General features: G+C 63.8%; 22 protein-coding genes. 5 read left to right on the forward strand and 17 right to left on the reverse strand.

Annotated elements, in window-relative coordinates:
- Position 1 precedes the first annotated feature (1 nt).
- Together FJ443_RS06480 and dhaL are read left to right on the forward strand one after the other, a co-directional pair.
- Positions 2-1,009: a dihydroxyacetone kinase subunit DhaK gene (locus FJ443_RS06480; RefSeq protein ID WP_140623634.1), complete on the forward strand. Its 1,008-nt coding sequence runs from the start codon at positions 2-4 to the stop codon at positions 1,007-1,009.
- A 10-nt stretch (positions 1,010-1,019) separates the two neighbouring features.
- On the forward strand, positions 1,020-1,655 hold the full coding sequence (gene dhaL / locus FJ443_RS06485; RefSeq protein WP_181167182.1) for a dihydroxyacetone kinase subunit DhaL: 636 nt from the start codon (positions 1,020-1,022) through the stop codon (positions 1,653-1,655).
- On the opposite strand, the gene FJ443_RS06490 is transcribed toward dhaL, so the two are convergent.
- The 3 genes from FJ443_RS06490 to FJ443_RS06500 are packed head-to-tail and all read right to left on the reverse strand — an operon-like array spanning position 1,652 to position 3,677.
- Positions 1,652-2,095, reverse strand: a complete 444-nt coding sequence (locus FJ443_RS06490) for an RpiB/LacA/LacB family sugar-phosphate isomerase (RefSeq protein WP_140520892.1) — start codon at positions 2,093-2,095, stop codon at positions 1,652-1,654. The two genes, dhaL and FJ443_RS06490, sit on opposite strands and share 4 nt — an antisense overlap.
- Before the next feature lie 34 nt (positions 2,096-2,129).
- Complete coding sequence (locus FJ443_RS06495) at positions 2,130-2,888, reverse strand: triose-phosphate isomerase (protein WP_140663164.1); 759 nt, start codon at positions 2,886-2,888, stop codon at positions 2,130-2,132.
- Positions 2,889-2,906: 18 nt separating this feature from the next.
- A complete protein-coding gene (locus tag FJ443_RS06500) occupies positions 2,907-3,677 on the reverse strand; it encodes a DeoR/GlpR family DNA-binding transcription regulator (RefSeq protein ID WP_140663166.1) in 771 nt (256 codons plus the stop codon).
- 263 nt (positions 3,678-3,940) lie between these two features.
- Between FJ443_RS06500 and fba the strand changes: the two genes are divergently transcribed.
- Complete coding sequence (gene fba / locus FJ443_RS06505; RefSeq protein WP_140663169.1) at positions 3,941-5,005, forward strand: class II fructose-bisphosphate aldolase; 1,065 nt, start codon at positions 3,941-3,943, stop codon at positions 5,003-5,005.
- 21 nt (positions 5,006-5,026) lie between these two features.
- On the opposite strand, the gene FJ443_RS06510 is transcribed toward fba, so the two are convergent.
- From FJ443_RS06510 to ftsZ, 14 genes are all read right to left on the reverse strand, one after another.
- Complete coding sequence (locus FJ443_RS06510; RefSeq protein WP_140663172.1) at positions 5,027-5,821, reverse strand: amino acid racemase; 795 nt, start codon at positions 5,819-5,821, stop codon at positions 5,027-5,029.
- Positions 5,818-7,179, reverse strand: a complete 1,362-nt coding sequence (locus tag FJ443_RS06515; protein WP_140663174.1) for a cation:dicarboxylase symporter family transporter — start codon at positions 7,177-7,179, stop codon at positions 5,818-5,820. Before FJ443_RS06515 ends, FJ443_RS06510 begins: the two co-directional genes overlap by 4 nt.
- Before the next feature lie 2 nt (positions 7,180-7,181).
- The gene (locus FJ443_RS06520) at positions 7,182-8,015 is read right to left on the reverse strand and encodes a transporter substrate-binding domain-containing protein (RefSeq protein WP_181167181.1); all 834 of its coding nucleotides are present in this window, start codon (positions 8,013-8,015) and stop codon (positions 7,182-7,184) included.
- A 226-nt stretch (positions 8,016-8,241) separates the two neighbouring features.
- Positions 8,242-9,183, reverse strand: a complete 942-nt coding sequence (locus tag FJ443_RS06525; RefSeq protein ID WP_140559302.1) for a TIM barrel protein — start codon at positions 9,181-9,183, stop codon at positions 8,242-8,244.
- Between the two features lie 48 nt (positions 9,184-9,231).
- A complete protein-coding gene (locus FJ443_RS06530; RefSeq protein ID WP_140497769.1) occupies positions 9,232-10,749 on the reverse strand; it encodes a glycerol-3-phosphate dehydrogenase in 1,518 nt (505 codons plus the stop codon).
- 45 nt (positions 10,750-10,794) lie between these two features.
- Positions 10,795-11,835, reverse strand: a complete 1,041-nt coding sequence (locus FJ443_RS06535; RefSeq protein WP_140497767.1) for a 2-hydroxyacid dehydrogenase — start codon at positions 11,833-11,835, stop codon at positions 10,795-10,797.
- A gap of 10 nt (positions 11,836-11,845) precedes the next feature.
- On the reverse strand, positions 11,846-13,399 hold the full coding sequence (locus tag FJ443_RS06540; RefSeq protein WP_140663176.1) for an FGGY-family carbohydrate kinase: 1,554 nt from the start codon (positions 13,397-13,399) through the stop codon (positions 11,846-11,848).
- A complete protein-coding gene (locus FJ443_RS06545) occupies positions 13,399-14,523 on the reverse strand; it encodes an ABC transporter ATP-binding protein (protein WP_140663178.1) in 1,125 nt (374 codons plus the stop codon). Before FJ443_RS06545 ends, FJ443_RS06540 begins: the two co-directional genes overlap by 1 nt.
- Complete coding sequence (locus FJ443_RS06550) at positions 14,520-15,638, reverse strand: ABC transporter ATP-binding protein (protein WP_140514619.1); 1,119 nt, start codon at positions 15,636-15,638, stop codon at positions 14,520-14,522. Before FJ443_RS06550 ends, FJ443_RS06545 begins: the two co-directional genes overlap by 4 nt.
- Positions 15,639-15,642: 4 nt before the next feature.
- On the reverse strand, positions 15,643-16,500 hold the full coding sequence (locus tag FJ443_RS06555) for a carbohydrate ABC transporter permease (protein ID WP_140497759.1): 858 nt from the start codon (positions 16,498-16,500) through the stop codon (positions 15,643-15,645).
- Between the two features lie 12 nt (positions 16,501-16,512).
- Positions 16,513-17,436, reverse strand: a complete 924-nt coding sequence (locus tag FJ443_RS06560; protein WP_013896837.1) for a sugar ABC transporter permease — start codon at positions 17,434-17,436, stop codon at positions 16,513-16,515.
- A 160-nt stretch (positions 17,437-17,596) separates the two neighbouring features.
- A complete protein-coding gene (locus FJ443_RS06565) occupies positions 17,597-19,042 on the reverse strand; it encodes an extracellular solute-binding protein (RefSeq protein WP_140497757.1) in 1,446 nt (481 codons plus the stop codon).
- 45 nt (positions 19,043-19,087) lie between these two features.
- On the reverse strand, positions 19,088-20,062 hold the full coding sequence (locus FJ443_RS06570; protein ID WP_181165158.1) for a sugar-binding transcriptional regulator: 975 nt from the start codon (positions 20,060-20,062) through the stop codon (positions 19,088-19,090).
- 335 nt (positions 20,063-20,397) lie between these two features.
- Positions 20,398-21,435 carry a cell division protein FtsZ gene (gene ftsZ / locus FJ443_RS06575; RefSeq protein ID WP_140497755.1) on the reverse strand — a complete coding sequence of 346 codons (1,038 nt, stop codon included), beginning with the start codon at positions 21,433-21,435 and terminating at the stop codon, positions 20,398-20,400.
- Between the two features lie 473 nt (positions 21,436-21,908).
- Here ftsZ and FJ443_RS06580 point away from each other — a divergent pair, with 473 nt between their 5' ends.
- Positions 21,909-23,264, forward strand: coding sequence for a glutamine synthetase family protein (locus FJ443_RS06580; RefSeq protein WP_140514618.1), 1,356 nt, complete (start codon positions 21,909-21,911; stop codon positions 23,262-23,264).
- A gap of 127 nt (positions 23,265-23,391) precedes the next feature.
- Positions 23,392-24,276: an AraC family transcriptional regulator gene (locus FJ443_RS06585; protein WP_181165159.1), complete on the forward strand. Its 885-nt coding sequence runs from the start codon at positions 23,392-23,394 to the stop codon at positions 24,274-24,276.
- The last annotated feature ends 78 nt before the right edge of the window (positions 24,277-24,354 follow it).

Raw genomic sequence — 24,354 nt, forward strand, 5'->3', positions numbered from 1 at the left:
GGTGCAGACCAAGAAGATCATCAATGACGGCAACCGTGCCGTCGACGAGATGCTAGAGGGGATTCTGGCCGCGCATCCCAGCCATCTCAGGAGCGCGGACGGCAGCCCGCGCTCGATCATCGCCCGCAACGGACCGCGTCCCGGCAAGGTCGGGCTCGTCGTCGGCGGCGGCTCCGGCCATGAGCCGACCTTTCTCGGTTTTGTCGGCAAGGGCCTGGCGGATGCGGCGGCGATTGGCAATGTCTTTGCCTCGCCGCCACCCGATCCCATCCTTGAATGCGCCAAGGCGGCGAACGGCGGCGCGGGCGTCCTGTTCACGTACGGCAACTATGCCGGAGACGTGATGAATTTCGACATGGCGGCCGAAATGGCCGCCATGGACGACATTGAGGTGCGCACGGTGCTGACCACCGACGATGTCGCCTCGGCACCGCGCGACCAGCGGCAGAAGCGTCGCGGCGTCGCCGGCAATTTCTTCGTCTTCAAGGCGGCCGGCGCGGCCTGTGACCGCATGCTCTCCTTCGACGAATGCGAGCGCATGGCGCGCAAGGCCAACGACCATACCTTCACCATGGGCGTGGCGCTGTCGCCCTGCTCGCTGCCGCAGACCCGGCGGCCGAATTTCGAGATCGGCGCCGACGAGATGGAGATCGGCATGGGCATCCATGGCGAGCCGGGCATCGCGCGCGGCAAGCTCGGCACCGCCGACGAGATCACCGACGAGATGCTGGACAAGATCCTCGCCGAGATGGCGCCTTCGCGTGGCGACAAGGTCGCGGTGCTGGTCAATTCGCTGGGCTCGACACCGTTGATGGAGCTCTACATCATGAACCGTCGCGTCAAGCAGCGTCTCGACGACATCGGCGTTTCCATCCATGCGACCTGGGTCGGCAATTACTGCACGTCGCTCGAAATGGCCGGCGCCTCGGTGACGCTGTTCCATCTCGATGGCGAGTTGCAGACCATGCTCGACCATCCGTGCGACTGCGCCATGTTCCGCGCCGGCTGAGGAGTGATCCGTGAGCATCGATAGCGCTGACCTGAAGAGAATGTTCGATGCGATCGCGGTGGCGATCGAAGCCGACAAGGACCGGCTCTGCCACCTCGACGGCGTCATCGGCGACGCCGATCACGGTATCGCCATGGCGCTCGGCTTCAACGCAGTGCGCGACGCGCTGGCGCCACTCGACCTGGCGGCGACCGAGCCGACCGCGCTTCTCAACATGGCGGCTAAATCGTTCCTCAACGCGGTCGGTGCGTCGTCTGGCCCGCTCTATGCCACCGCCTTCATGCGCGCCGCCGCTGCCGTCAAGGGCAAGACCACGCTGGCGGATGCGGATGTCGTCGCGCTGTTCCAGGCGATGGCGCAAGGCATGCGCGATCGCGGCAAGGCCGAGATCGGCGAGAAGACGATGATCGACGCCTGGCTGCCGGCGGCGGAAGCAGCCGGCGCCAGCAATGCGGCGGGAAAAGGCCTTGCCGAAAGCCTTGATGCGGCAGTGAACGCGGCGCGCCGGGGGGCCGAGGCGACCAAGGACATGATCGCCGCCAAGGGCCGCTCCTCGCGGCTCGGCGAACGCTCGCTCGGCCATATCGACCCCGGCGCCGCCTCGGCTGTGACCGTCATCGAGGCGTTGCGCGAAAGCCTGGCTTAGGCCTGCTTCGCTTCATCGAGCTTGTTGATCGCCTGGACATTGCCGGCCGACGGGCCCTTCTCGTCGAACTCCGAGGCCAACCAGGTATCGACGATCGCCTTGGCGAGTTCCGGGCCGATGACGCGGGCGCCCATGGTGATGATCTGCGCGTTGTTGGATTTGGCCGCGCGCTCGGCGGAATAGGTGTCGTGGGTGAGTGCCGCCCGGATGCCAGGCACCTTGTTGGCCGAGATCGAGACGCCGATGCCGGTGCCGCAGAACAGGATGCCGCGGTCGTTCTCGCCGTCGATGATCGTCTGCGCGAGCTTTTGTGACAGGTCGGCATAAAAGCCGGCCTGGCTGAGATCGCTGACGGCAAGTCCGGGCTTCGTCGCCAAATGTGCGGCGATGACATCGAGCAGCGGCTTGCCGGCGCTGTCGGCTCCAATGGCTATTTTCATGGTCGTATCCTTCCTTGAATGAGATTTCGTTCGTTCAGATCACCGCCGAGGCGCGCCTGAGGATGTCGACATAGCCCTCCACCTGCCAAGCCGAGCGGCCGATAAAGAGGCCATCGATGCTGGGCTGGCCGATCAGCTCGGCCGCGTTGCCGGGATTGACGCTGCCGCCATAGAGCACCGGCGGGATGGACGGCAGCAGGCCGCCGGCCACTTTCTTGATCAGCGCCTGCTGTTTTTCGGCATAGACGGAGCTGGCCGGAATACCCTTGTCGCCGATCGCCCAGACCGGCTCATAGGCAAACAGGATTTTTGCCGCCTTCGCCTCGCCTTCGAGGAACAGCAGCGCACCCTCGACCTGGCCGGTCAACACCGCATCCGCCTTGCCGTTTTCGCGCTCCGCCAGCGTCTCGCCGACGCAGATCAGCGGTATCAGTCCGTGCTTGACGGCGGCCGCCGTCTTCAGACCGACGGTGCGATCGGTTTCGCCGAAATGCTCGCGCCGTTCGCTGTGGCCGAGTTCGACCAGATCGAGGCCGCAGTCGCTCAGCATCAGCGGCGAGATCTCGCCGGTCCAGGCGCCGGCATCGGCCCAGTGCATGTTCTGGGCACCGACCTTGACCCGCGTCGACGACAGCGCCTGCTTGACCTCGCGCACCGCCGTGAACGGCGGGATGACGAAAGGCTGGATGCGCTCGTCGAAGCCTGGCACGAAGCCGGCCAATGCCCCGGCGAAATCCAGCGCCTCGGCGAGCGTCTTGTTCATCTTCCAGCTTGTACCGACCCAATAAACCACGCCTGCGCTCCTTGATCCTCAATCCTTGTTGGCGACCACCGTCAGCGAAACGCCGGCGGCATCCAGTGCGGCGCGCATTCCGGGCTCAGGCGCGCGACCGGTGAAGACGGCATCGAACGCCTCGAGTTCGGTCAGGAAATGCAGCGCCGTGCGGCCGAACTTGCCGTGATCGACCAGCAGATATTTGCGGGTCGCTGCTTCCATCATCAGCCGCTTGATCTGCACCACCTCCTGGTCCTGGTGGAAAGCGGAGGCGCCGTGGATAGCCGATGACGACAGGAAGGCGACGTCCGCGCGCAGCGATCTCAGCGAAGCCTCGGCAAGCAGTCCGAAGAAGCCGTGGAACTTTTTGCTATACTGGCCGCCGAGCGCAATCAGGTCGATGCCCCCGGCGCCGGCCAGGTCCTGGATGACGGCCAGATTGTTGGAGATCACCGTCAGCGGCCTGAAATCGGCGAGATGCCGTGCGATGCCGCCAGCCGTCGAGCCGTCGTCGATGATGACAGTCTGGCCGGGTTCGATCATCGCCACGGCGGCCGCCGCAAGGCGCTGCTTTTCCGCAGTCGCCTGCTTTTGCCGGTAGCGAAAATCGCTTTCGAAGAGACCGCTCGGCTGGATCGAAGCGCCGCCACGCACCTTGCGCAGGAAACCGCTCTCCTCAAGGTCGTCGAGATCACGATGCACCGTCATCCTGGAGACGCCAAAGCGTGAGGCAAGATCGTCGACGCTCGCCGCGCCGACGTCCATCAGAAAGTCCATGATGGCTTGACGTCTGCTGTCGCTCTTCATTGCTGCCGTTATCCGCCAACCGGCGCTGGCTCCTTGACAAGATAACATATTTCTTCCTGAAACTATCATGATTTTTGTTATAATGAGATATTTTCCTGGGATATTCCCGTGGCTTTCATCACGACCCTGTAACAAGAATTGCTGCCGGGACGGTGTCTGACGGTTGCGGTTGCACAGAAATCCGGCCAGAAGCATCGGTGGGCTGGACGATGCACGGACAGCCCGCAACCACAGGTTCGAAACCAGATACGGGAGACTATTCGTTGGCTCGCATCACACTGAGACAATTGCTCGATCACGCCGCCGAATACGGCTATGGCGTGCCGGCCTTCAACATGAACAACATGGAACAGGGCCTCGCCATCATGGAGGCTGCGGAGGAGACCAAGTCGCCGGTCATCCTGCAGGCAAGCCGCGGTGCGCGTGCCTATGCCAATGACGTGGTGCTGGCCAAGCTGATCGATGCGCTGGTCGAGATCCATCCCGACATCCCGGTCTGCATGCACCTCGACCACGGCAACAACGAGGCTACCTGCGTCACCGCGATCCAGCATGGTTTCACCTCGGTAATGATGGATGGATCACTCAAGGAGGACGGCAAGTCGCCGGCCGACTACGCCTATAATTCGGGCATCACCAAGCGCGTCGTCGACATGGCGCATTGGGGCGGCGTTTCGGTCGAGGGCGAGATCGGCGTGCTGGGCTCGCTGGAGAGCGGCGGCGGCGAACAGGAGGACGGCCACGGCATCGAAGGCGCGATCAGCCACGACCAATTGCTCACCGATCCGGTGCAGGCCGAGCAGTTCGTGCGCGACACCCATGTCGACGCGCTGGCGGTTGCCATGGGCACCAGCCACGGCGCCTATAAATTCTCGCGCAAGCCGGATGGCGCGGTGCTGGCGATGAACGTCATCGAGGAAATCCACCGCCGCCTGCCGAACATGCACTTGGTCATGCATGGTTCGTCCTCGGTGCCGGAGGATCTGCAGGAGATCATCAACAAATATGGCGGGCAGATGAAGCCGACCTGGGGCGTGCCGGTGGAAGAGATCCAGCGCGGAATCAAGCATGGCGTGCGCAAGATCAACATCGACACCGACAACCGCATGGCGCTGACCGGCGCGATCCGCAAGGTGCTGATGGAAAATCCCTCGGAATTCGACCCGCGCAAATATCTGACGCCGGCGATGGCGGCGATGAGGAAGCTGTGCAAGGAGCGTTTCGAGCAGTTCGGCACCGCCGGCAACGCGCCGAAGATCAAGCCGCTGCCGGTCTCGGAAATGGCCAAGCGTTACAAAGCGGGCAGCCTCGATCCGAAATTCGGCTAAACGACCAATTCCCGGAGCGGTTCAGTGTTGGATAGAACCGCCGAACCGCTCCAGCTCTTTGCGGGATGAGAACACCGGCCGAGGTCGCGGAACGTCCTGCGCGGCGAAGCCCAACCGTGTCAAACAGGCTCGCGCCAAGGCTGCATTGCTGTCGATGACGACCAATCCGTTCGTAGGGTTGAGGCTGGCGGCCACCACCGACAGTTCGGTGCAGCCGAGAACGGCCGTATCGGCGCCGGCCGATCGCGCGATTTCAAGCGCGCGCTCAGTTTCGCTCGCCGCCTCCGCGATCGAACCACCCTTGACCAGGCCGATCGCGCTATCGACGCGGCCCTGGAATTCCGTGACGGCGGGAAAGCAGAGCTCAAATCCCGCCGCCGACATCCTGTCCCGATAGAAGCCGGAGACCAGCGTGCCCTGCGTGGCGAGGATCGTAACCTTGTTGCCTCGGCCCAGGCTACGATGGGTTTCAGCTACGACCGCGTCGGCGATATGGATGATCCGCGCCTGCGAGCTCGCCGCCAACTGCTCATACCAATGATGGGCGGTGTTGCACGGCATCGCGATACAGGCAACGCCGAGCGCATTGAGCGTCGAGACCGCGGCTTTCAAAGACGCCAGCGGACCGTCATGGCCGGCAAGGATCGCCTCGGTCCTGTCAGGCAGCTGTGGCACGCTGAGGATGACGGCGGGCACATGCTCATTGTCCCGGAACGCCTGGGTCATTCGGGTCAGCTTGAAGTAGAAGTCAGCCGATGCCAACGGCCCGAGGCCGCCAATGACGCCGAGCTGGAGGCTGATGCCATGGTCGATCATCGAGCGGGCTCGGCTTCGAGCTGTTCCGACGCCGCTTCGACAGACTGCGTTGTCTCCCTGTGGCTGGGCGCGATCATTGCGGTGCTCGCCGCAACGGTGCAGACGCTAGACAGCGTCATGAACGTGTCGACGGCCGCGTCGACCGCGACGAACAGGGCGAACGCCGCCTCGAAGGGAATCTTCAGGTAGCCACAGACGATCGACATCTGGGACAGGATGAGCAGGCTGCCCATGCCGCCGGTCGTGAGCGCGAGAAGCGCCGAGGTGATGCCGACGAGCAGGAGGTCGGGGATTGCCAGCGGACGGCCGTAGAGCTGAGCGATGAAAAGAACACCAGACGTGTAAAGCAGCGCCGGGCCTGTCCGCAGCAGTGCCGCCTGCAGCGGCACGAGCAGTTCGACGACCACGAGGCTGAACCGCAGACGCTCGCTCAGCAGGTTTATGACCCACGGAAGCGAGGCGACGGTAGAGCGCGTGGTGATGGCTACCATGAGAAGGGGCTGACAGGTCTTGATCGTGGCCCAGTAGCTTCGCCGAGAGCGGATGGCGATAACGCCAAATGCGCCGGCGATGAATGTGAGGCAGGAAAGACCCATCACCAGCAGATAACCGCCCATCAGCGTGAGCGGCTTGGTTCCGGTCGACGCGGTCTGATCCGCGATCAGGATGAAGGTTGCAAACGGCAATCCCCAGATGAACCAGTTGGTAAGGACCGTGCAGGCCCGGTAAACCGCGTTCAGCGCCTGAGACAGGCTCATGGACGAAGGCTGGGGAATCTTGCCCATCGCGAGCCCGAAAAGCAGGCAGAACAGCAGGACCTGGATGGTTTGACCGGAGGCCAGCGCGCTGAAGACGTTGTTCGGCACAAGATCGAGCAGTATCGAATGCCCGTTGTCGGAGCCCTCATTGGGTGGCGGTTGATAGGGGAATGCGAGATCGGTGGATACGCTACCCTGCGAATTGATGAACTCGCCAAGCTCGATGCGCGATTGAGGATTCTCGATCTGGCCCGGCTGAAGGACAAGCGAGTAGGTGCCACTCACCAATACGCTCAGGAACGACACGACCAGCACCGCCATACCCACCCGGCCAAGGTAACGGACCGAGTTCGGATCCTGAACCATCGACATGATCGAGAAGATGACCGACGAGACCAGGTAGGGCAGGACGACCATCTTGAGGAAATTCAGGTAGAGCTGCGCCACAGGGCTGATCGCATGGGCAAATGCTGGATAATAGAGGCCGCAAAGGATTCCCGCCCCGATCATCGCAATCGTCGTCGCGGGCGAGCGCAATATGCGCCTCGCCGCCAGGCGCCAATCGAAAGCCAAGGGTCCGGCTGCTTCCGTGACGGCCATCGTCAGGCTTTGCTCCCCAACCGGTAGCGCGCGATGATCTCGTCAGTGTTGAGAACCTGCTGACCGCGCGCGAGATCGAGGTAAAGGTCGATAAACGCCGCGAGATGCGGATTGTCCGGTCGCACACCGATTGCGATCGTGTCTACCTTGTCGGTCAGCGTGATCGAGCGCGCGGCGACCGTCATCGACGGATCGTCGACCATCAGCTTCTTGATCTCGAAATCGTCGCGATACGCCATGTCGATCGTCCCATCGCGGATCGCATCGACAACCATGTCCCAGCCTGCAAAACGATGAACTTGTGCATGCGGGAAGGTCGTCGCCGCATAGGTTGCGAATGAAGAGCCCTCGATCACGCCGAGATCGCCCGAGAAATCGCGGATGATCTGCTCGGGTGGTTTGCCTTGCGCGATGCGCGCCAGGTTGAGGCGATTGGCGATGAGGCCTTGGTGCAGCATGGCATAGGGCCGGGAATAGAGGATTGAGCGGCCACGGCGAAGGGTTCGGCTGAGCTTGCCGATGGCTATGTCCGCCTGGCCGGAAGTCAGCTGTTTCACCATGCCGTCGAACGTTGCGGCGGATCGGTCGAACACCGGCTCGACGCCAAGCTCCGCTGCTATGCCGCGGGCCAGTTCCATGTCTATGCCGCTGTCCCCCGATCCATCGGCCGGGAAAAATGGATCGGAGGCAAAGGCCGGCATCGCAATGCGCAGCGCATTGTCGCTGATGACGGGAGCGATCTCCGCCTGCTGTCCTGGAGTGTTGGCCGCCCGAGCTTGCGCGACCAGCAAGCCGACGCTTCCGGCCGTGAGCAGCGTGCGACGTGTAACCGACATGCGGATTCTCTAGTTCGCGAGGGAAGCCGGACAACAAATCGGACCAATTCGCAGTATGCATGGCGAAGTTAAACAAAAGTATCTTTCGCATTGTACTTTTATAGCAATCAGCAGCGCAGGCTGCCGCAATACTCGCATTATCTAATATGTCATCTGGTTGCTTCGCTGGCGGGCCAACCGGTTGGACGTCAACAGCGCGAGTGGCATCGGCTCCCCACTCCGACCTCTACCCGTTTTTCGGCAGCAGGTCAGGCCTGCCCGTGTCGATAAAGGGCGCCCAGTAGTCGACCGATTCGCGGATCATGGCGACCACCTGGTGGTCGACCGGTTCGCGCTCGCGAAACGACAGTTCGAGGCAGATCTCGTTGTCGGTGCCGCCGCCGCGCCGCACAGTCTCCAGCAGCTTTTCAGGCGTGATGCGGCCGTCCCTGTTGTGAGCCGCGGTGAACGGCCAATGGCCACCCTTGTTCATCGACGATTGCTTGATGTGGATGATCGGCGACTTCCTGGGGAAAGCCTCGGCCCAGGCATAGGGATCGATATCGGCCGGGTTGCTGGAGGTGACGTCGCCATGGTCGATGTCGACCATCATCTCCAGCGGAATGGCCATGCCGGCCGCGTCGATCGCATTCTGCAGCAGCCTGCAATTCTCGATCGTGTGGCCGAACTCGCGGCCGACCGACATCGGCTCCCAGAACAGGTAGTTAAGCCCGGCCGCGCGGGCGTGTTCGGCGACCTCGCGCCAGCATTCCAGTGCAATGTCGAACAGGCGCGCGCGGCGCGCGGGATCATCATAATCGCGATGGGTGAAGATCGCGAATTGGGTACCCATGCCGCCGGCGCCAAGCTCGGCCGAGATGTCGGCAAAGGTCTTGAACCAGCCGACATAGTAGCGGCGCACATCCGCGTCTGGATGGCCGAAATGGTTGAGCCGGCCGTAAGGACCGGTCATGCCCGAGGTCACGCGCACGCCCGTGCGGGAGAGTGCGCCACGAAACAGGCGGACGAATTTCACGATCGTCGCCGCCGGCCAGCCCGGATTGACGAATTCATGCGTGAGTTGAATGTCCCTGATGCCGATGTCGTAGGCGATGGTATCGACCAGGTCGTCAGGCTCGGCAAAGCGGTTGACCAGCGGATTGGTGTTGAGGGAGAGCGTGAATGCCACGATCGCGATCCTCTCAGCCCTTTCGCGCTACATTGGCGATGATTGCCATCACCCTGCCCTCGCCAGCCGGCTCGCGCACCAGTGTTCGAAAGCCGATCTCTCCTCGGCGGAAAGATGCAGGCCGTGCTTGGTGCGCCGTTCGAGAATGTCGGCCGGTGTCTCAGCCCATTCCTGCTCGAACAGGTAACTGGCCTCGCGCTCGAAGAAATCCTTGCCGAAGCATCGCCCGAGTTCCGCGAGCGAACGGGCCGCGCCGACCAGAAGGCGTGTCCTGGTGCCGTAGAGCCGGCCGTAGTGCTTGAGCAGCGATGCAGGCATCCATGGATACTCCCGCCCGAGATCGCCTAGAAACTGTTCGAAATCGGCATTGGCGATGTCGCCGCCAGGCAGATGGGCCTTCGCCGTCCAGGGCTTGCCCATCCGGGGGAAGAACGGAGCGATCCTGTCCAGCGCATGCTCGGCGAGCTTGCGGAAGGTGGTGATCTTGCCGCCGAAGACGGACAGCAGCGGCGCCTCAGCATCCGGCGCGTCGAGTTCGAAAATATAGTCGCGGGTCACGGCGCTCGGGTTGTCGGCATTGTCGTCATAGAGCGGCCTGACGCCGGAGAACGAATAGACGACATCGCCGCGCGCGAGGCCGCGCTTGAAATAGCGGTTGACCACCCTGATCAGGTATTCGATCTCGCTCTCATCCGCCGCCACGTCCTCGGGTCGGCCGTCATAGGGAATGTCGGTGGTGCCGATCAAGGCGAGATCGCCCTGATAAGGATTGATGAAGATCACCCGCTTGTCGCTGTTCTGGATGAGGTAAGCTTGGCGGCCCTCCCAGAATTTGGGCACGACGATATGGCTGCCCTTGACCAGGCGGACATTGCGCGTCGAGTTCTGGCCAGCAACGCGGTTGATGATGTCGTTGACCCAAGGGCCAGCGGCATTGACCAGCGCCCGCGCTCGCACGGTGGTTTTCACGCCGGTCTTGCCGTCGCGCATCTCCACCGACCAGAGGCCGCCTTCCCGGCGGGCGGCGGTGCAGGCGGTTCGGGTGAAGATCTTCGCTCCGCGCTCGCGCGCATCCAGCGCATTGATCAGCACGAGACGGGCGTCGTCGACCCAGCAATCGGAATATTCGAAACCGCGCTTGAACTCGTCCTTGATCGGCGCGCCCTCGGGCGCGGTGCGCAGGTCGAGCGTGCGGGTGGCCGGCAGCCGCTTGCGGCCGCCGAGATGGTCGTAGAGGAACAGGCCGAGCCGCACCAGCCAGGCCGGCCGGTCGTCAGGACTGTGCGGCAGCACGAAGCGCATCGGCCAGATGATGTGCGGTGCCGATTCCAGGAGTACCTCGCGCTCGATCAGCGCCTCGCGCACCAGGCGGAACTCGTAATATTCGAGGTAGCGCAGGCCGCCATGGACGAGCTTGCCCGATCGCGAACTGGTGCCTTCCGCCAGATCGTCCTTTTCGCACAGGATGACGGAGAGGCCGCGGCCTGCTGCATCGCGGGCTATGCCGGCGCCGTTGACGCCGCCGCCGATGACGAAAAGGTCGACGATTTCGGGTCCGCCACTCATCTCGTCACGATCTCGCTGCCGGATTTACACACCATGGCTGCCGCCTCAGCACGGATTGACCGGAGGCAGCCCGGCGATATAGCGGCGCACTTCCTCGGCGGCCTGCTCGGCCGCATAGGTCACGGTGCGCACCGAGGCGCCGGCGATATGCGGCGTCAGCGTCACGTTGGGAAGCTGCAGCAAGGGCCAGTCCGACGGCACAGGCTCGACCGCGAACGTCTCCAGCATGGCGCTGGCGATCTGGCCTGAAACAAGCGCCTCATAGAGTGCGTCATAGTCGACCAGCGGCCCGCGCGCCGTGTTGACGAAGATCACCCCGGGTTTCATCCGCGCGATGGTGTCCTTGCCGATCAGGCCGCGCGTCTCCGGCGTCACCCGCGAATGCAGCGTGACCACGTCGGAGCGGGATAGGAGATCGTCAAGCGCGACCAGTTCGACGCCGGCGTTGCGGTCCTCTGCGCTCAACTGCACATAGGGGTCGCTGACCAGAACGTGGCAGCCGAAAGCGCGCAGCAGCCTGACTACCTTTGTTCCGATATTGCCGTAACCGACGACGCCGACCGTCATCTCGCTAAGCTCGCGGCCGGTGCGGTCGGCGCGGTAGAGATCGCCGCGCCATTCGCCCCTGCGCAGCGCTTCGTGGCCGACCCGGATCAGCCGCGTTTCGGCCAATATGGCGCCGATGGTGAATTCGGCCACGGCGGTCGCGTTGCGGCCGGGCACGTTGACGACGGTGATGCCATGCGCGCGCGCCGCTTCCATGTCGATGTTGATCGGGCCGCCGCGCGACACCGCGACCAGCTTCAGGGCCGGCAGGCGGCGCATCATGCCCTCCGACAATGGTGCAAGCTGGGTGACGAGGATCTCGGCATCGCCAATGAACTCGACGACCTCGTCGGGACGGCCGAAATACTCCTTGACCTTGTCGAGGCCGAGCGCCGGATCGCCGAATTCCATCGGCTCGTCGGGCCAGGCGGTCTGCAATGTCCTGACATCGAGGTCACCGCTCGCGACCTTCTCGATTTTGGCGCGAAACACCTCCGGAAGCATGAAGTTGTCACCAATGATCGCTATTTTCCTGGGCATACTCGACTTCTCAATTTGCCTGCACCGAAGCCATCGCGCGCCAGACCGGCCGCAGCGCCTGGTGCGCCAACATGTAGGACGGGGTCATCCTGTCGTAGATCGCGGCGAGGTCCCGATCACTCGGCTCCGCCTCGCCAAGCAGCGGCGTCACCCATTCCGCGACGCATTCGTCCATCGACTTGTACAGGCCGACGCAGACCGCGGCTATCATCGCCGCGCCGGCCGCCCCGGCCTCCTCGCGCTGGCTGGTGCGGATGTCTGCGCCGACGGCGGCTCCGAGGATCTTGCGCAGCGCCGGGCTTCGGGCGGCGCCTCCGGTCAGCCGGATCTCGCGCGGCAATGGCCCCATGGCGGCGTAGCAATCGCGCGCGGCGAAGGCCAATCCCTCGAAGACGGCGCGCACCAGGTCGGCATAGCCGTGGCGCGAGGATATGCCGACGAAGCCGGCCCTGGCATTGGCATCGACGAACGGCCCCCGCTCGCCGGCCTCGGACACATAGGGCTGGTAGAGCAGCGAGGCGGGCTGCGAGGCGGCGATCCAGGTGTCGACGAGCGCGATCATCTCGCCATTGCTGCGGGTGATGCCTTGCGAAGCGAGGATGCCGGAAGCGAGCCCAAGCACCCAGTCGATGTTGAGGGTCGCCGCCATGTTGGACTGCATCTGCGCGAACACGCCGGGCGCCGGCATGGCCATGGTGTAGCCGGTTGCCGCCTCGTTCAGTTGCACGTCGTCCGGCGTCTCGGCCAGCCGCATATGCATGCCAGTGGAACCGATGATGGTGCAGCCGGGCTTGCGCTCGCGGTCGAGCAGGCCGGCGCCAAGCGCGGTGCAGACGACGTCGACATAGCCGAGCACGACCGGCGTGCCGGCAAGCATGCCGGTGGCGGCGGCCGCCGCCTGCGACAGACCGGCGCTGTGCCTGGTGCCGTCGGTGACCGGCGGCAGGAGATGCCGCAGGTCGGCGACGCCGAGCACGTCGAGCACATCCTCGCTATAGTCGCGGGTGCGGAAATCGCCAAAGGTGAAGGTTCCCTCGGAGGGGTCGGTGGCGCGCTCGCCGGTCAGCTTGAAATAGAGCCAGTCCTTGCAGTGAAACGCCGTCGCCGCCTTGCCAAGCATTTCGGGCATGTTGCGCTTCATGAACACGAACTGCGAGCCCTGCTGGCAGGCGGCGAGGCCGCTGCCGGTCTTTTCGAAGCGCAGCCTGTCTTCCGGCCGCGCGCGGATCTCCTCGACGACGCCGGCGGCGCGCGCGTCGAGCCAGAGCCAGCCCTTTGCCACCGGCTCGCCCTTGCCGTCGATCAACCAGGTGCCGTCGCCCTGCCCAGTCACCGCGATGGCGATCGTCCGGCTGGCGAGATCGGGCACTTTCTCGGCGAGCTGGCGCAAGGTCGCCGCCGCGTCGGCCCATGTGCAAGCCAGATCCTGTTCGGCGCCGCCGCCCGGCAGCGTCTCGTAATGGTTCGGCGTTGCCGCGGCGGCGATCTGCCGGCCTTTCGTGTCGAAGGCGATGGACTTGATGACGGAAGTACCGGCGTCGATACCGATCAAGAGATCACGCATCAGGCGAGCTCCATGCCGTGCGAAATGGCCTCGCCGCTCGCCTGGTCGAAGACATGCAGGTTCTTCGGGTCGATGCTGACATTGATCGGCGCGCCAAGGTCCAGCCGGGTGCGGTCGTGCTCGACCAGGACCAGCGAGCCGCCGGCGAAATCGGCCGCGATATGGGTCTGGTCGCCAAGCCACTGGTTGGCCGAGACCCTGGCGGGAACACCCTCCTTCGAGCGCCGCACCGCATAAGGCCTGATGCCGATGACCACCCGCTCGCGGCTGAGCAGCTGGTCGCGGACCGGAGCGCTGAAGGCGTCCTTGTCGTAGTCCAGCGACAGCCCGTCGGGAAGCCTGAGATTGATGCGGCCGGCGGCCGTCCCGACATAGGCCTCGAAGACGTTCATCGGCGGCTCGCCAACGAAGGTGCCGGTGAACAGGTTCGCCGGACGCTCCTTGATCCTGTCCGGCGTATCGAACTGCTGCAGCACGCCGCCTTCCATCACCGCGATGCGGTCGGCAAGCGCATTGGCCTCGGTCTGGTCGTGCGTGACCAGGATCGCTGTCAAGCCGCGCTCCTTGATGAAATGCTTGATGCGGCCGCGCAGCACGGCACGCAGCTGCGGTTCGAGCTGCCCCATCGGCTCGTCCAGCAGATGCAAATCGGCGTCGCGGATCAGCGCCCGGCCGAGGCTGGCGCGCTGCTGCTGGCCGCCGGAGATAGAGCTTGGGTAACGCTCCAATATATCCTCGATCTCGAGCAGCTTGGCGATGCTGGCGACCCTGGCCTCGACCTCGCTTCTGGGCAGCCGGGCCGCCTTGAGCGCGAAGGCCATGTTCTCGCGCACCGTCAGCGGCGGGTAGAGCGAATAGCCCTCGAAGGCCATCGCCACGTTACGCCTGACCGGCGGCAGCGTTTGCACCTGGCGGCCGGCGACCGAGATCGCGCCGCGCGACACCTCCTCGAAGCCGGCGATCATGCGCAGCGTCGAGGTCTTGCCGCAGCCGGACGAACCGAGCAGCGCCACGATCTCGCCCTTGCCGATCTCCATCGTCAGCTTCTTGACGGCGTGGACGCCCCGGTCGATCGGGCCATAGAATTTGTCGACCCCGGAAATGGTGAGTGCGCTCGCGCTCATGCGGCTTCTCCGTTGCGCAAACTGACGACATTCTTCGAGCCGATGCGCTCGCCGCCGGCGCGATCGAACAACAGGGCGCTCTTGCCGTCGACGGCGATGTGGGCCTTGCCTTCGCTGCGGCCCGGTGTTCCGGCCGGGCGGGAAACCAGGATCTCGCGGCCGCGCAACGTGCGCACCAGCGTGACGATCTTTTCGTTGAGCGGGGTTTCGGCCTCGACCGTCACCGGAATGGCGCCGGGTTCATTTTCGCCGACGAAATGCAGTGCTTCCGGCCTGAGCCCGATGATGCAGTCGCGGCCGACCGCGGTCTCGGGAGCCCCGGCGAGATGGACCTGCACATTCGACAGGGCGACATGGATTCCCTTGGCGCCAAGCGCCGGCTTGACGTCGAGCAGGTTGATGGTCGGGTCGCCGAACAGCCGGGCGATCTCGACATTTGCCGGCTCGCGATAGATCTGTTCGGGCGTACCGAGCTGGCTGATGACGCCTTGCGACATGACCGCGATGCGGTCGCCGAGCGCCATGGCTTCCTTATAATCCTGGGTGACGTAAACGACGGTGGCGCCGCGGTCGGCAAGCAGGCGCGGCAGTTCGAGCCGCATCTCAAAACGCAGCTTGGCGTCGACATTGCGCAAGGGATCGTCGAGCAGCAGCAGCGGCGGCGAGCCGACCAGCGCACGGGCGAGCGCGGTGCGCTGCTTCTGGCCGTTGGAAAGAGCGCGCGGCTTATGGGAAAGCACATGGGCGATCTTCAACAGCTTGGCGACACTCTCGACGCCGGCCTTGATCGCTCCCTGCGACGACCGCTTGGCCTCCAGCGGCGTCGCGATGTTGTCGAACGCGCTCATATGCGGAAACAGCGCGAAATTCTGGAACGCCATGCCGACGCCACGAAATTCGGCGTCGACGTCGGTCATGTCCTCGCCGCCGATGAGGATCTTGCCTTCGTCGGGGTCGATGACGCCGGCGACGAGGCGCAGCAGCACCGTCTTGCCGGCGCCGGAGGGTCCGAACAGGACCAGCGTCTCACCGTCGGCGACGGTCAGCGAAAGATTGTCGAGCACGGTCTGGCTCTTGTAGCGCTTGACGAGGTTTCTGAGTTCGAGGCTGGCCATGGAACTACCCCTTCACCGCGCCGAGCGACAGGCCTTCGACCAGATAGCGCTGTGCATAGAGGGCGAGCGCCAGCGTCGGCGTGATCGACAGGACGATGGCCGCCGAGATCTGGCCGTACTGGATGCCCGAGGAGGTGATGAAGGCGAGCGCGCCGACCGTCACCGGCTGCTTGTCGGCCGAGGCCAGCACCAGCGCGAAGACGAAATTGTTCCAGGCGAAGATGAAGGCAAGCAGGCCGGCAGCGGCGATGCCGGGGCCGGCGAGCGGCAGCGCGATCTTGCGGAAGGTGGCAAACCAGGAATGGCCGCCGATGCGATAGGCATATTCGATGTCGGCCGGAATATCCTCGAAATAGCCGCGCACGATCCACAGGATCAGCGGCAGGCAGATCAGCTGGTAGACCCAGATCAGACCGATATAGGTGTTGGCCAGCCCGAGCTTCTGGAAATAGAGCGTGAGCGGCAACAGCACCAGCAGGGCCGGCGCGAACCTGAACGACAGCAGCGTGAAGGCGATGTCCTCCGAGCCGCGGAACTTGTGCCGCGCGAAGGCGTAGGCCGCCGGGACGCCGAGCAGCAGCGAGACCGCGACCGAGGTCACCGACAGGAACACCGAATTCCACAGGTTGCGCATGAAGGCGATGTCGAGCGTGCCGGCGGCGGTCGTCAGCTTGCCGGTGATCAGCGCGGTGTAGTTGGCAAGCGTCGGCTCGAAGACCAGCTGCGGCGGAATGCGCAGGATGGTCTCGTTGGTCTGGAACGACATCATCAGGATCCAGACGATCGGGAACATGAAGAAGATCACGACCAGCGTGAGTGCCGCGCCGCGCAGGGTGCGTTCAAGCAAGGAGGTGTGTTCCATGGCTGCCTCCTCCTATGCCTGGCCACGGGCGCGCTCGCGCAGCCTGAGCCAGTTCTTGATGAAGATGTTGGAGAGGAAATAGGTGATCGCCCACAGGATGATCATCAGCGCCGCCGAGCGGCCGACATTGGTCGACTGGAAGAAGTTGAGATAGGCCTCGACCTGGAAGACGGTCAGCGTGTCGCCCGGTCCTCCTTGCGTCATGGCGTAGATGATGTCGAACTGCTGGATGGAATCGAGCAGGCGGAACAAAGTCGCCGTCAGGATATACGGCGTCAGCATCGGCAGCGTGATGCGGAAGAAGACGAAGCTCCTCGGCACGCCATCGAGGGCCGCGGCCTCGAAGGGCTGCGTCGGCAGGCTGCGCAGGCCGGCAAGCAGCAGGATCATGATGAAGGGCGTGTAGACCCAGATATCGACGAGAACGACGGTGAACAAAGCCGTCGACGGCGACGAGGCCCAACGGAAGTCCTGTAAGCCGATGAGGCTGGCAAGATAGCTCAGCACGCCGAAGCCGGGATTGGTCATCAGCTTCCACATCAGCGCGGCCAGTGCCGGCGCCGTCATCAGCGGCATCAGCAGCATGATCGAGATGAAGTTGTTCAGGGTCGATCGCTTCTGCAAAAGCAGCGCGATGGCCAGGCCGAGAAGCAGTTCCAGCACCACCGTGGTGCCGGCATAGAGCAGCGAGATCTTGAGCGTGTTCCAGAACTTCGGATCGGTGAAGAAGGAGATGTAGTTGTCGCCCCAGTTGAACTGCCGCGCCCAGGGCTGGCTCAGCCGATAGCGCTGGAAGGAATAGACGACCGAGGTCAGGAACGGAATCAGGATGCCGATGCAGACCAGCAGAGCCGGCAGGCTGAGCACGTAGGGCAGCACTCTCTTGCTGATCCTGAAGCCCGAGGGCTTGGGCCTTTGCGATACCACCGCAGTCATCGTGCTGCTCCGTTGTCCCTGTCGCTCCGCCCTGCCGGCCGCCCAAGGGAGCAAGGCGGCCGGTCGGGCGAATTGGCGGCCACCTTACGGCCCCGCGTCGCAATCTTGAAAAGGTCAGGTGAGGACCGGCCTGCCAAGGCTGGCCGGTCCTCCATTACATCTAGCCGAGGCCGGCTTCCTTGAGCTGGCCGTTGATGCTTTCGGCCAGCTTATCGAGACCCTCGTCCACCGGCACTTCCTTGGCCACCATCTTTTGCAGCGTCGCCGCCCATTCGGTGGTGAGATCGAAGAACAGCGGCTGCGCCGTGAACTTGATCGAGGCGCCCGGCGCCGAGGCGTCGAACATCTCGACATAACCGGGATAGCTCTTGTTCAGCTTCTCGCGGAACGTCTCATCCTTCCAGACCGACTGGCGGACCGGATTGACGAAATCCATCTTGGTGGCGCCGAACAGAGCATGCTCGGGTCCGGAGGCCCACTGCATGAAGTACCACGTGGCGTCCTTGTCCTTGGAGAAGTTGGACATCGACAGCGACCAGATCCAGATGTTCGGCGTTGGCGCCTTGGCCTCCGGGTTGGCCTTGAAGGCGGCAAAGGCAAGCTTGCCGGCCATCTTGTTGTCGCCGCCATTCATGAAGTAGCCGAGGATGTCGGCGTCGAAGATCATCGCCGAGGCGCCGGCGCCGAGATCGGCGCCGACCTGGTACCAGGTGTAGGTCGACCAGTCCTTCGGACCGCTTTCCTGGATCATCTGCACCCATTGCTTGTGGAAAGCCTTGGACTGGGCGGTGTTCATGGCGGCCGACAATTTGCCGTCGGCCGACACGTTCAGATCCTTCTGGTCGAAATTGGCGTAGGCCGAAAGGAAACCCGGATGGATCGTCGCCCAGGAGCGCGACCCGCGCACGCCAATGCCGTAGACGCCGCCGCCGACATCCTTGGTGAGCTTGGCGGCCGCGGCCACCATCTCGTCCATATTGCCGGGAACCTTGACGCCCGCCTTGTCGAACATCCCCTTGTTGTAGGTGATGTTGTTTTGCTCGAAGCCCCACGGAATGCACCATTGCTTGGCGTCTTCGGACCCCAGAGCGCCGCCCGGCTTGCCGTTCCAGGCGCAGGAGTTCTTGACGCCGGGCAGGAAGTCATCCCAGGCATAGTTGGGGTTGGTCTTGGCCGGATCCTTGATCCATTCATTGAGGTCGGTGATCCAGCCGGCTGGGCCGTAGGTCCAGGTCATATAGGCGCCGGTCATGAAGGCATCGTATTCGGGCGAGCTCGCCGACAACGCGGCCGTGACCTTGTCGAAATAGACGTCTTCCGGGAACACGTCGTAGACGACATTCATGCCGGTCAACTGCTTGAAGTTTTCGAGGTTGGCGATCATCGCATCCGCATAGGGATGCTTGTTGAGCAGGAGCTTGATGGTCTTGCCCTGGTGCGCCTTCCAGTCGAAGTCGGCGGCCAGCGCCCGGGTCTGCCCAAGATTGAGCAGCGTACCGGCCGTGCCGGCGGCAAGGCCCATCGCACCCAGGCCCTTGATCAGCCCACGACGGTCGACTTGTCCGCGCAGGAAAGCGTCAATGAGGTCTTTCTCTTTCTCATGCATTTGGTCTTCTCCTCCACAGGGTAGTTTTAACTGAACCGACGCCGGCTACCCGACTGGCGTCTCCTCCACGAGCGATCGCGCTGTCCGCTCATCAGTTATCAGGCCCTTGAGATAGCGGCCCTCCAGCACCGCTTTGACGGCTCGAACCTTGACCTTGCCGCCGGCGACCGCGACGATCCGGCGGCTGGCGATGTCCTCGCGCGCCAGCGCCAGCGCCCGATTGGAAAGGGTTGTCGCCACCGCTTTGCCGGCATCGTCGAAGAAATGGCCGAGCAATTCGCCGACGCCGCCATTGCGGCGGATCTCCTCCATCTCGCCCTTCTCGATCATGCCGGTGGCGACGAGCGAGGCTTCGCGTTCGGCCGTGCCGATGCCGGCAAACAAAAGGTCGGCGGATCTTGCGAGATCGAAAACCTCGCTGATGCCCTTCTGTCCCAGCAACACCGCGCGGTCGTCCACCGTGTTGGCGAACATTGGCACCGGCATCACATAGGCTTCGGCGCCGGTGCGCTCGGCGAGGCGGTGAATGACGTCATGCGGGTTGGCCGAGAACTTCCGCGTCAAGCCGCCGAGCAGCGAAACGAAGCGGATCTTGTCTGTCGAGCTGCGCGGCAGGTATTCCACGCAGGCGGCGAGCGTGCGGCCATGGCCGACGCCGATCAGCGCCTGCTCGCCGCGTTCGATCTCACGCTTGAGGAATTGCGCGCCGGCGATGCCGAGCGCCTTGAGCGGCAACTCCTCGGAATCGAAATCGGGAACCACCTCGCAATAATCGAGGCCGTAGCGGCGCGACAGCTCGTCCTCGAGCTCGACGCATTCCGAGACTTCGCCGTCGATATAGACCTTCACCAGCCCTTCCTGATTGGCCTTGGTGATGAGGCGGTGGGCCTTGAGGCTGGTCAGCCCGAGGCGCTTGGCAACCTCGGACTGGGTCAGGCCGCCAGCGTAATGAAGCCAGGCGGCGCGTGCCGCCATGCCGGTTTCATCATCGCGCAAGAGGCCGTTTCCAAATCCAACCACGTTCCGCCCTCTGATATTTTTTTCAGTTTCTGCAAAATTTTTCACATGGACGCATCGGAGTCAAGCGCCAAGCGCCTGCAAACGCTGATTTTCAACGAGAATGGACGAGCGAACACCGGGCGTGGCACCGGTCAGGGTAACAGCGGCAGCGAAAGCGCAGGAATCCGATCACCGTCGCCGCCGTCTAGGTGAAGCGGCGGCGCCCAGCGTTCGCCGGTGAGCGGATCGCACCATTCGGCAAACCGCTTTCGGGTGATCAGGTCCAGGCTGAACTTGGTGGTGCGCCGGCGACGTCGAGGTGCCCGGCAGCGGCCAAGGCCGCCGGCGAGCAGCGCCTATTGCAACGTCCGCGCCGCGAATGGCATGGAATGGTCGTGCGCCATGCCGGCATCGGCATCTTCCACGCCGAGCCCACGGTCGAGGCCGGTGGCCACCACCGAAACCCTGAACCGGCCTTCCATGCTCTTGTCGAAGATGGCGCCGACGATGATGTCGGCGTCCTCATAGACCTCTTCACGAATCCTCGTGGCGGCCTCGTCCACCTCGAACAGGGTCATGTCGCGGCCGCCGGAAATCGAGACCAGCACGCCCTTGGCGCCCTTCATCGACATCTCGTCCAGCAGCGGGTTGGCGATGGCGGCTTCCGCCGCCTTCATCGCCCGGCTATCGCCTGACGCCTCGCCGGTTCCCATCATGGCGCGGCCCATGCCGCGCATCACCGATTTGACGTCGGCGAAGTCGAGATTGATCAGGCCTTCCTTGACGATGAGATCGGTGATGCAGCTGACGCCGGCATAGAGCACCCGGTCGGCGATGACGAAGGCATCGGCGAAGGTGGTCTTGGCGTCGGCGATCCGGAACAGGTTCTGGTTGGGGATGACGATCACGGTGTCGGCGCTTTCGCGCAGCCGCTCGATGCCTTCTTCGGCCATCTGCATGCGGCGCCTGCCCTCGAAAGTGAACGGCTTGGTGACGACGCCGACCGTCAGGATGCCTGCCTTGCGCGCCGCTTGGGCTATGACCGGCGCGGCGCCGGTTCCGGTGCCGCCGCCCATTCCGGCGGTGACGAAGCACATGTGGGTGCCGGCCAGATGGTCCATGATCTCGTCCAGCGATTCCTCGGCCGCGGCGCGGCCGATCTCGGGAAGCGATCCGGCGCCCAGCCCTTCGGTTACATGCGCGCCGAGTTGGATCAGCCGCGTCGCCTTGGACATGGTGAGCGCCTGCGCGTCTGTGTTGGCGGCAATGAATTCGGTGCCCTGAAGCTGCTCGGCGATCATGTTGTTGATGGCGTTGCCGCCGCCGCCGCCGACGCCGACAACGGTGATCTTGGGTCTCATCTCGGAGATCTCGGGCTTCTTGAACTCGGCCATGCGTCTTCTCCTTCGCCAGTCGCTCGCGCTTCACGCCCCGCCAGATCGATCACACCGCAAAACGGCAATCGACGCAGAGCGGCGTGACGAATCAGTCCGCTCGGATGGGTGTCCCAAAAAGCCAGAGAGCGGCCAGAGGTGCAAGTGCGGGGAGGTCAAGATTTGTGATAGGGACGTTTCATATCCCCACGACGGCCGCGCATGCCCGAGAGTGATGCCGGCATCCCGGCTTCACCCTGCGCGCGCCAAGCCCGATGCCGAGCCTTGGCTTTCCACGCTCTTGCCTCTATGTTTCGGTCGCAGATCGCGCAACTGGTTTTGAAATGCCTCCCGACATCCCAGCTAATGACTTGAATAAATAGGGAAACATCCGGCTGCGGCCAGATATGGATCCCGAAAACTCACAAGCCATTTTTACCAGGGACAGCGCGGCCGATCAGGGCTCGGGCACCTTCGAAACCAGAGGTTGGAAATTGGGCGATGCAATTGCGGACGTTCTGAGCTGGCTTGAGAGCCGAAACGACATCCAGAGCCTGAGGGCCGCGGTGTGCGACCTCAACGGCATCATGCGGGGAAAGCGCATCCCCGTCGAGCAGGCGCGCAAGGCACTGGAGGGCAAGCTGCGCATGCCCTATTCGCTGATCGGGCTGGACATCTGGGGCGAGGATATCGAAGGCAACGCGCTGGTGTTCTCGACCGGCGACGCAGACGGATTGTGCCAATGGACCGGCCGCGGCATCCTTCCGGTGAACTGGACGGCGCATCCGACCGCCCTCATCCCGCTCTGGCTCGCCGACGAAGGCGGCGCACCGTATCTCGGGGATCCCCGGCGGGCACTGGCCCGTATCCTCGACCGCTACAAGGCTTTGGGCCTGACGCCTGTGGCCGCCACCGAGCTCGAATTCTATCTTGTCGACCCGCAATCGCAGCGACCGGTCGGGCCTGTCTCGCCGGTCACCGGGCGGCGTCTGGATTCCGACGCGGCACTGTCAATCGACGAGATCGACGACTTCGAGGCCTTCATCCACGACATCTACGAAGCCTGCCGAGCACAAGGCATTCCCGTCGATACCGCCATTGCCGAGAACGGCGTCGGCCAGTTCGAGATCAATTTGAACCATGTCGCGGACGCGCTGCGGGCGGCCGACGACGCCGTCCTGTTCAAGCGCACGGTGAAGGGCATTGCCCGCAAGCACGGCTTTGCCGCCTGCTTCATGGCCAAGCCTTATGGCGACCGAGCCGGCAACGGCTTCCACGTCCATTTCAGCCTTGTCGACGCCAACGGGCGCAACGTCTTCGACGACGGCACCGACCAGGGCTCCGGCATCATGCGCCACGCTGTCGGCGGACTGCTGGCGGCGATGGCCGAGAGCACGCTGGTGTTCGCGCCGCATTTCAACTCCTACCGCAGGCTCCGGCCGAGATCCTACGCGCCGACCGCCGTCGCCTGGGGTTACGAGAACCGCATGGTCGCGATCCGCATTCCGGGCGGCCCGACTGGTGCGCGCCGGATCGAGCATCGCGTGTCGGGAGCGGACGCCAATCCCTATCTTGTGCTTGCCGCCATACTGGGCGCGGCACTGGTCGGCATCGAAAGGCAGATGTCACCGGGCGACCCAACCGGGAACGACGGGCAAGGCCTTGCCCCGGCCAAGCTGCCGCCGGACTGGGCATCCGCGATCGCGGCCTTTGAAAGCGGGACGCATGTGGCGGAGATCTTCCCGGCGATCCTGCGCCACTCTTTCATCGCCTGCAAACGCCAGGAACTGAATACGTTCGCGCTCAACGTCAGCGACTTCGAGATCGAGACCTATCTCGAAAGCGTCTGAGGCTGCGCTGACCGACAGCAGCGGCGTCGGTTCAGCACGACCTTCGAACGCAAGGGCTTGCGGTGCTGTCGCTGACCGGGCATAAACATGATCTTTTCTATCATGTTTATGCCCGGGATAAGCAGAATTGACCTTCGTCGCGCGCATGGAGAGCCGGATTCAGGGATTTGCCGTGATCGGCGAGCTGAAATGGCACGTCTGGGACGGCGTCGTCGCCGACCTCTGGGATGTCTCATGCGGTGACAATGCCGAGGGTTATTACGTCTCTCCCGACCCCCGGCTGTTCGTCGCTCTCGATATCGACGGCGACGGTGCCTTCGTCGTCGAAGGCGCCCAGGGCGAACCGCGCCGCCACAACCAAGCGTTTTCCATAGCCTATATACCGGCCGGGGTGCCGATCCGCGGCCGCGTCGAAGGACTCAAACGGATCAGGCATCTCGACCTTCATTTCGACGCGGCGACACTGACCCGCCGCTTCGGCCGCAGCCTCGATCGCGATGCCTTGCAGATATCGCGCCTCCAGTTTCGCGATGATCGGATCGCTACGCTTGCCGGGCTTATCGCCGCTGAATGCGGCAGCGAGTGGAACCTGCATGATCTTTATGGCGAAGGTCTGCTCAACGCCTTGTTCGCATGCCTTTTCCAGATAGACCGGCCAAGTGCCGCCAGGCGCCGGTCGCCCCTGCCCCGCCGCAAACTGCGCCTCGTCACGGATTACATCGACGCCCACTGCCTGGACAGGATCCGCCTTGCTGATCTTGCCGCGCTGACCGGCCTGTCCGAAACCGCGATGAGCCATGCCTTCAAGGCAGCAACGGGCGTGCCGCCGCATCGCTGGCAGATGCAGGCGCGGATCGACAGGGCAAAGGCGATGATGGCGCATGAGGCTGCCTCGCTTGGCGACATCGCCCAGGCCACCGGCTTCTTCGACCAGGCGCACCTTACCCGCGTGTTCAAGTCCGTGGTCGGATTGACCCCGGGTGCGTGGATGAAGAGCGCCGGCCGCCGGTGACATTTCCGCAACACGGCACCGCGATATCAGTGGTTTGGACAAGAATGGACAAGCCGCCCAAATCAGTCCAATGACCCG

The organism is Mesorhizobium sp. B2-6-1 (assembly GCF_006440475.1).
In the GTDB taxonomy this organism is placed as follows: Bacteria; Pseudomonadota; Alphaproteobacteria; order Rhizobiales; family Rhizobiaceae; genus Mesorhizobium.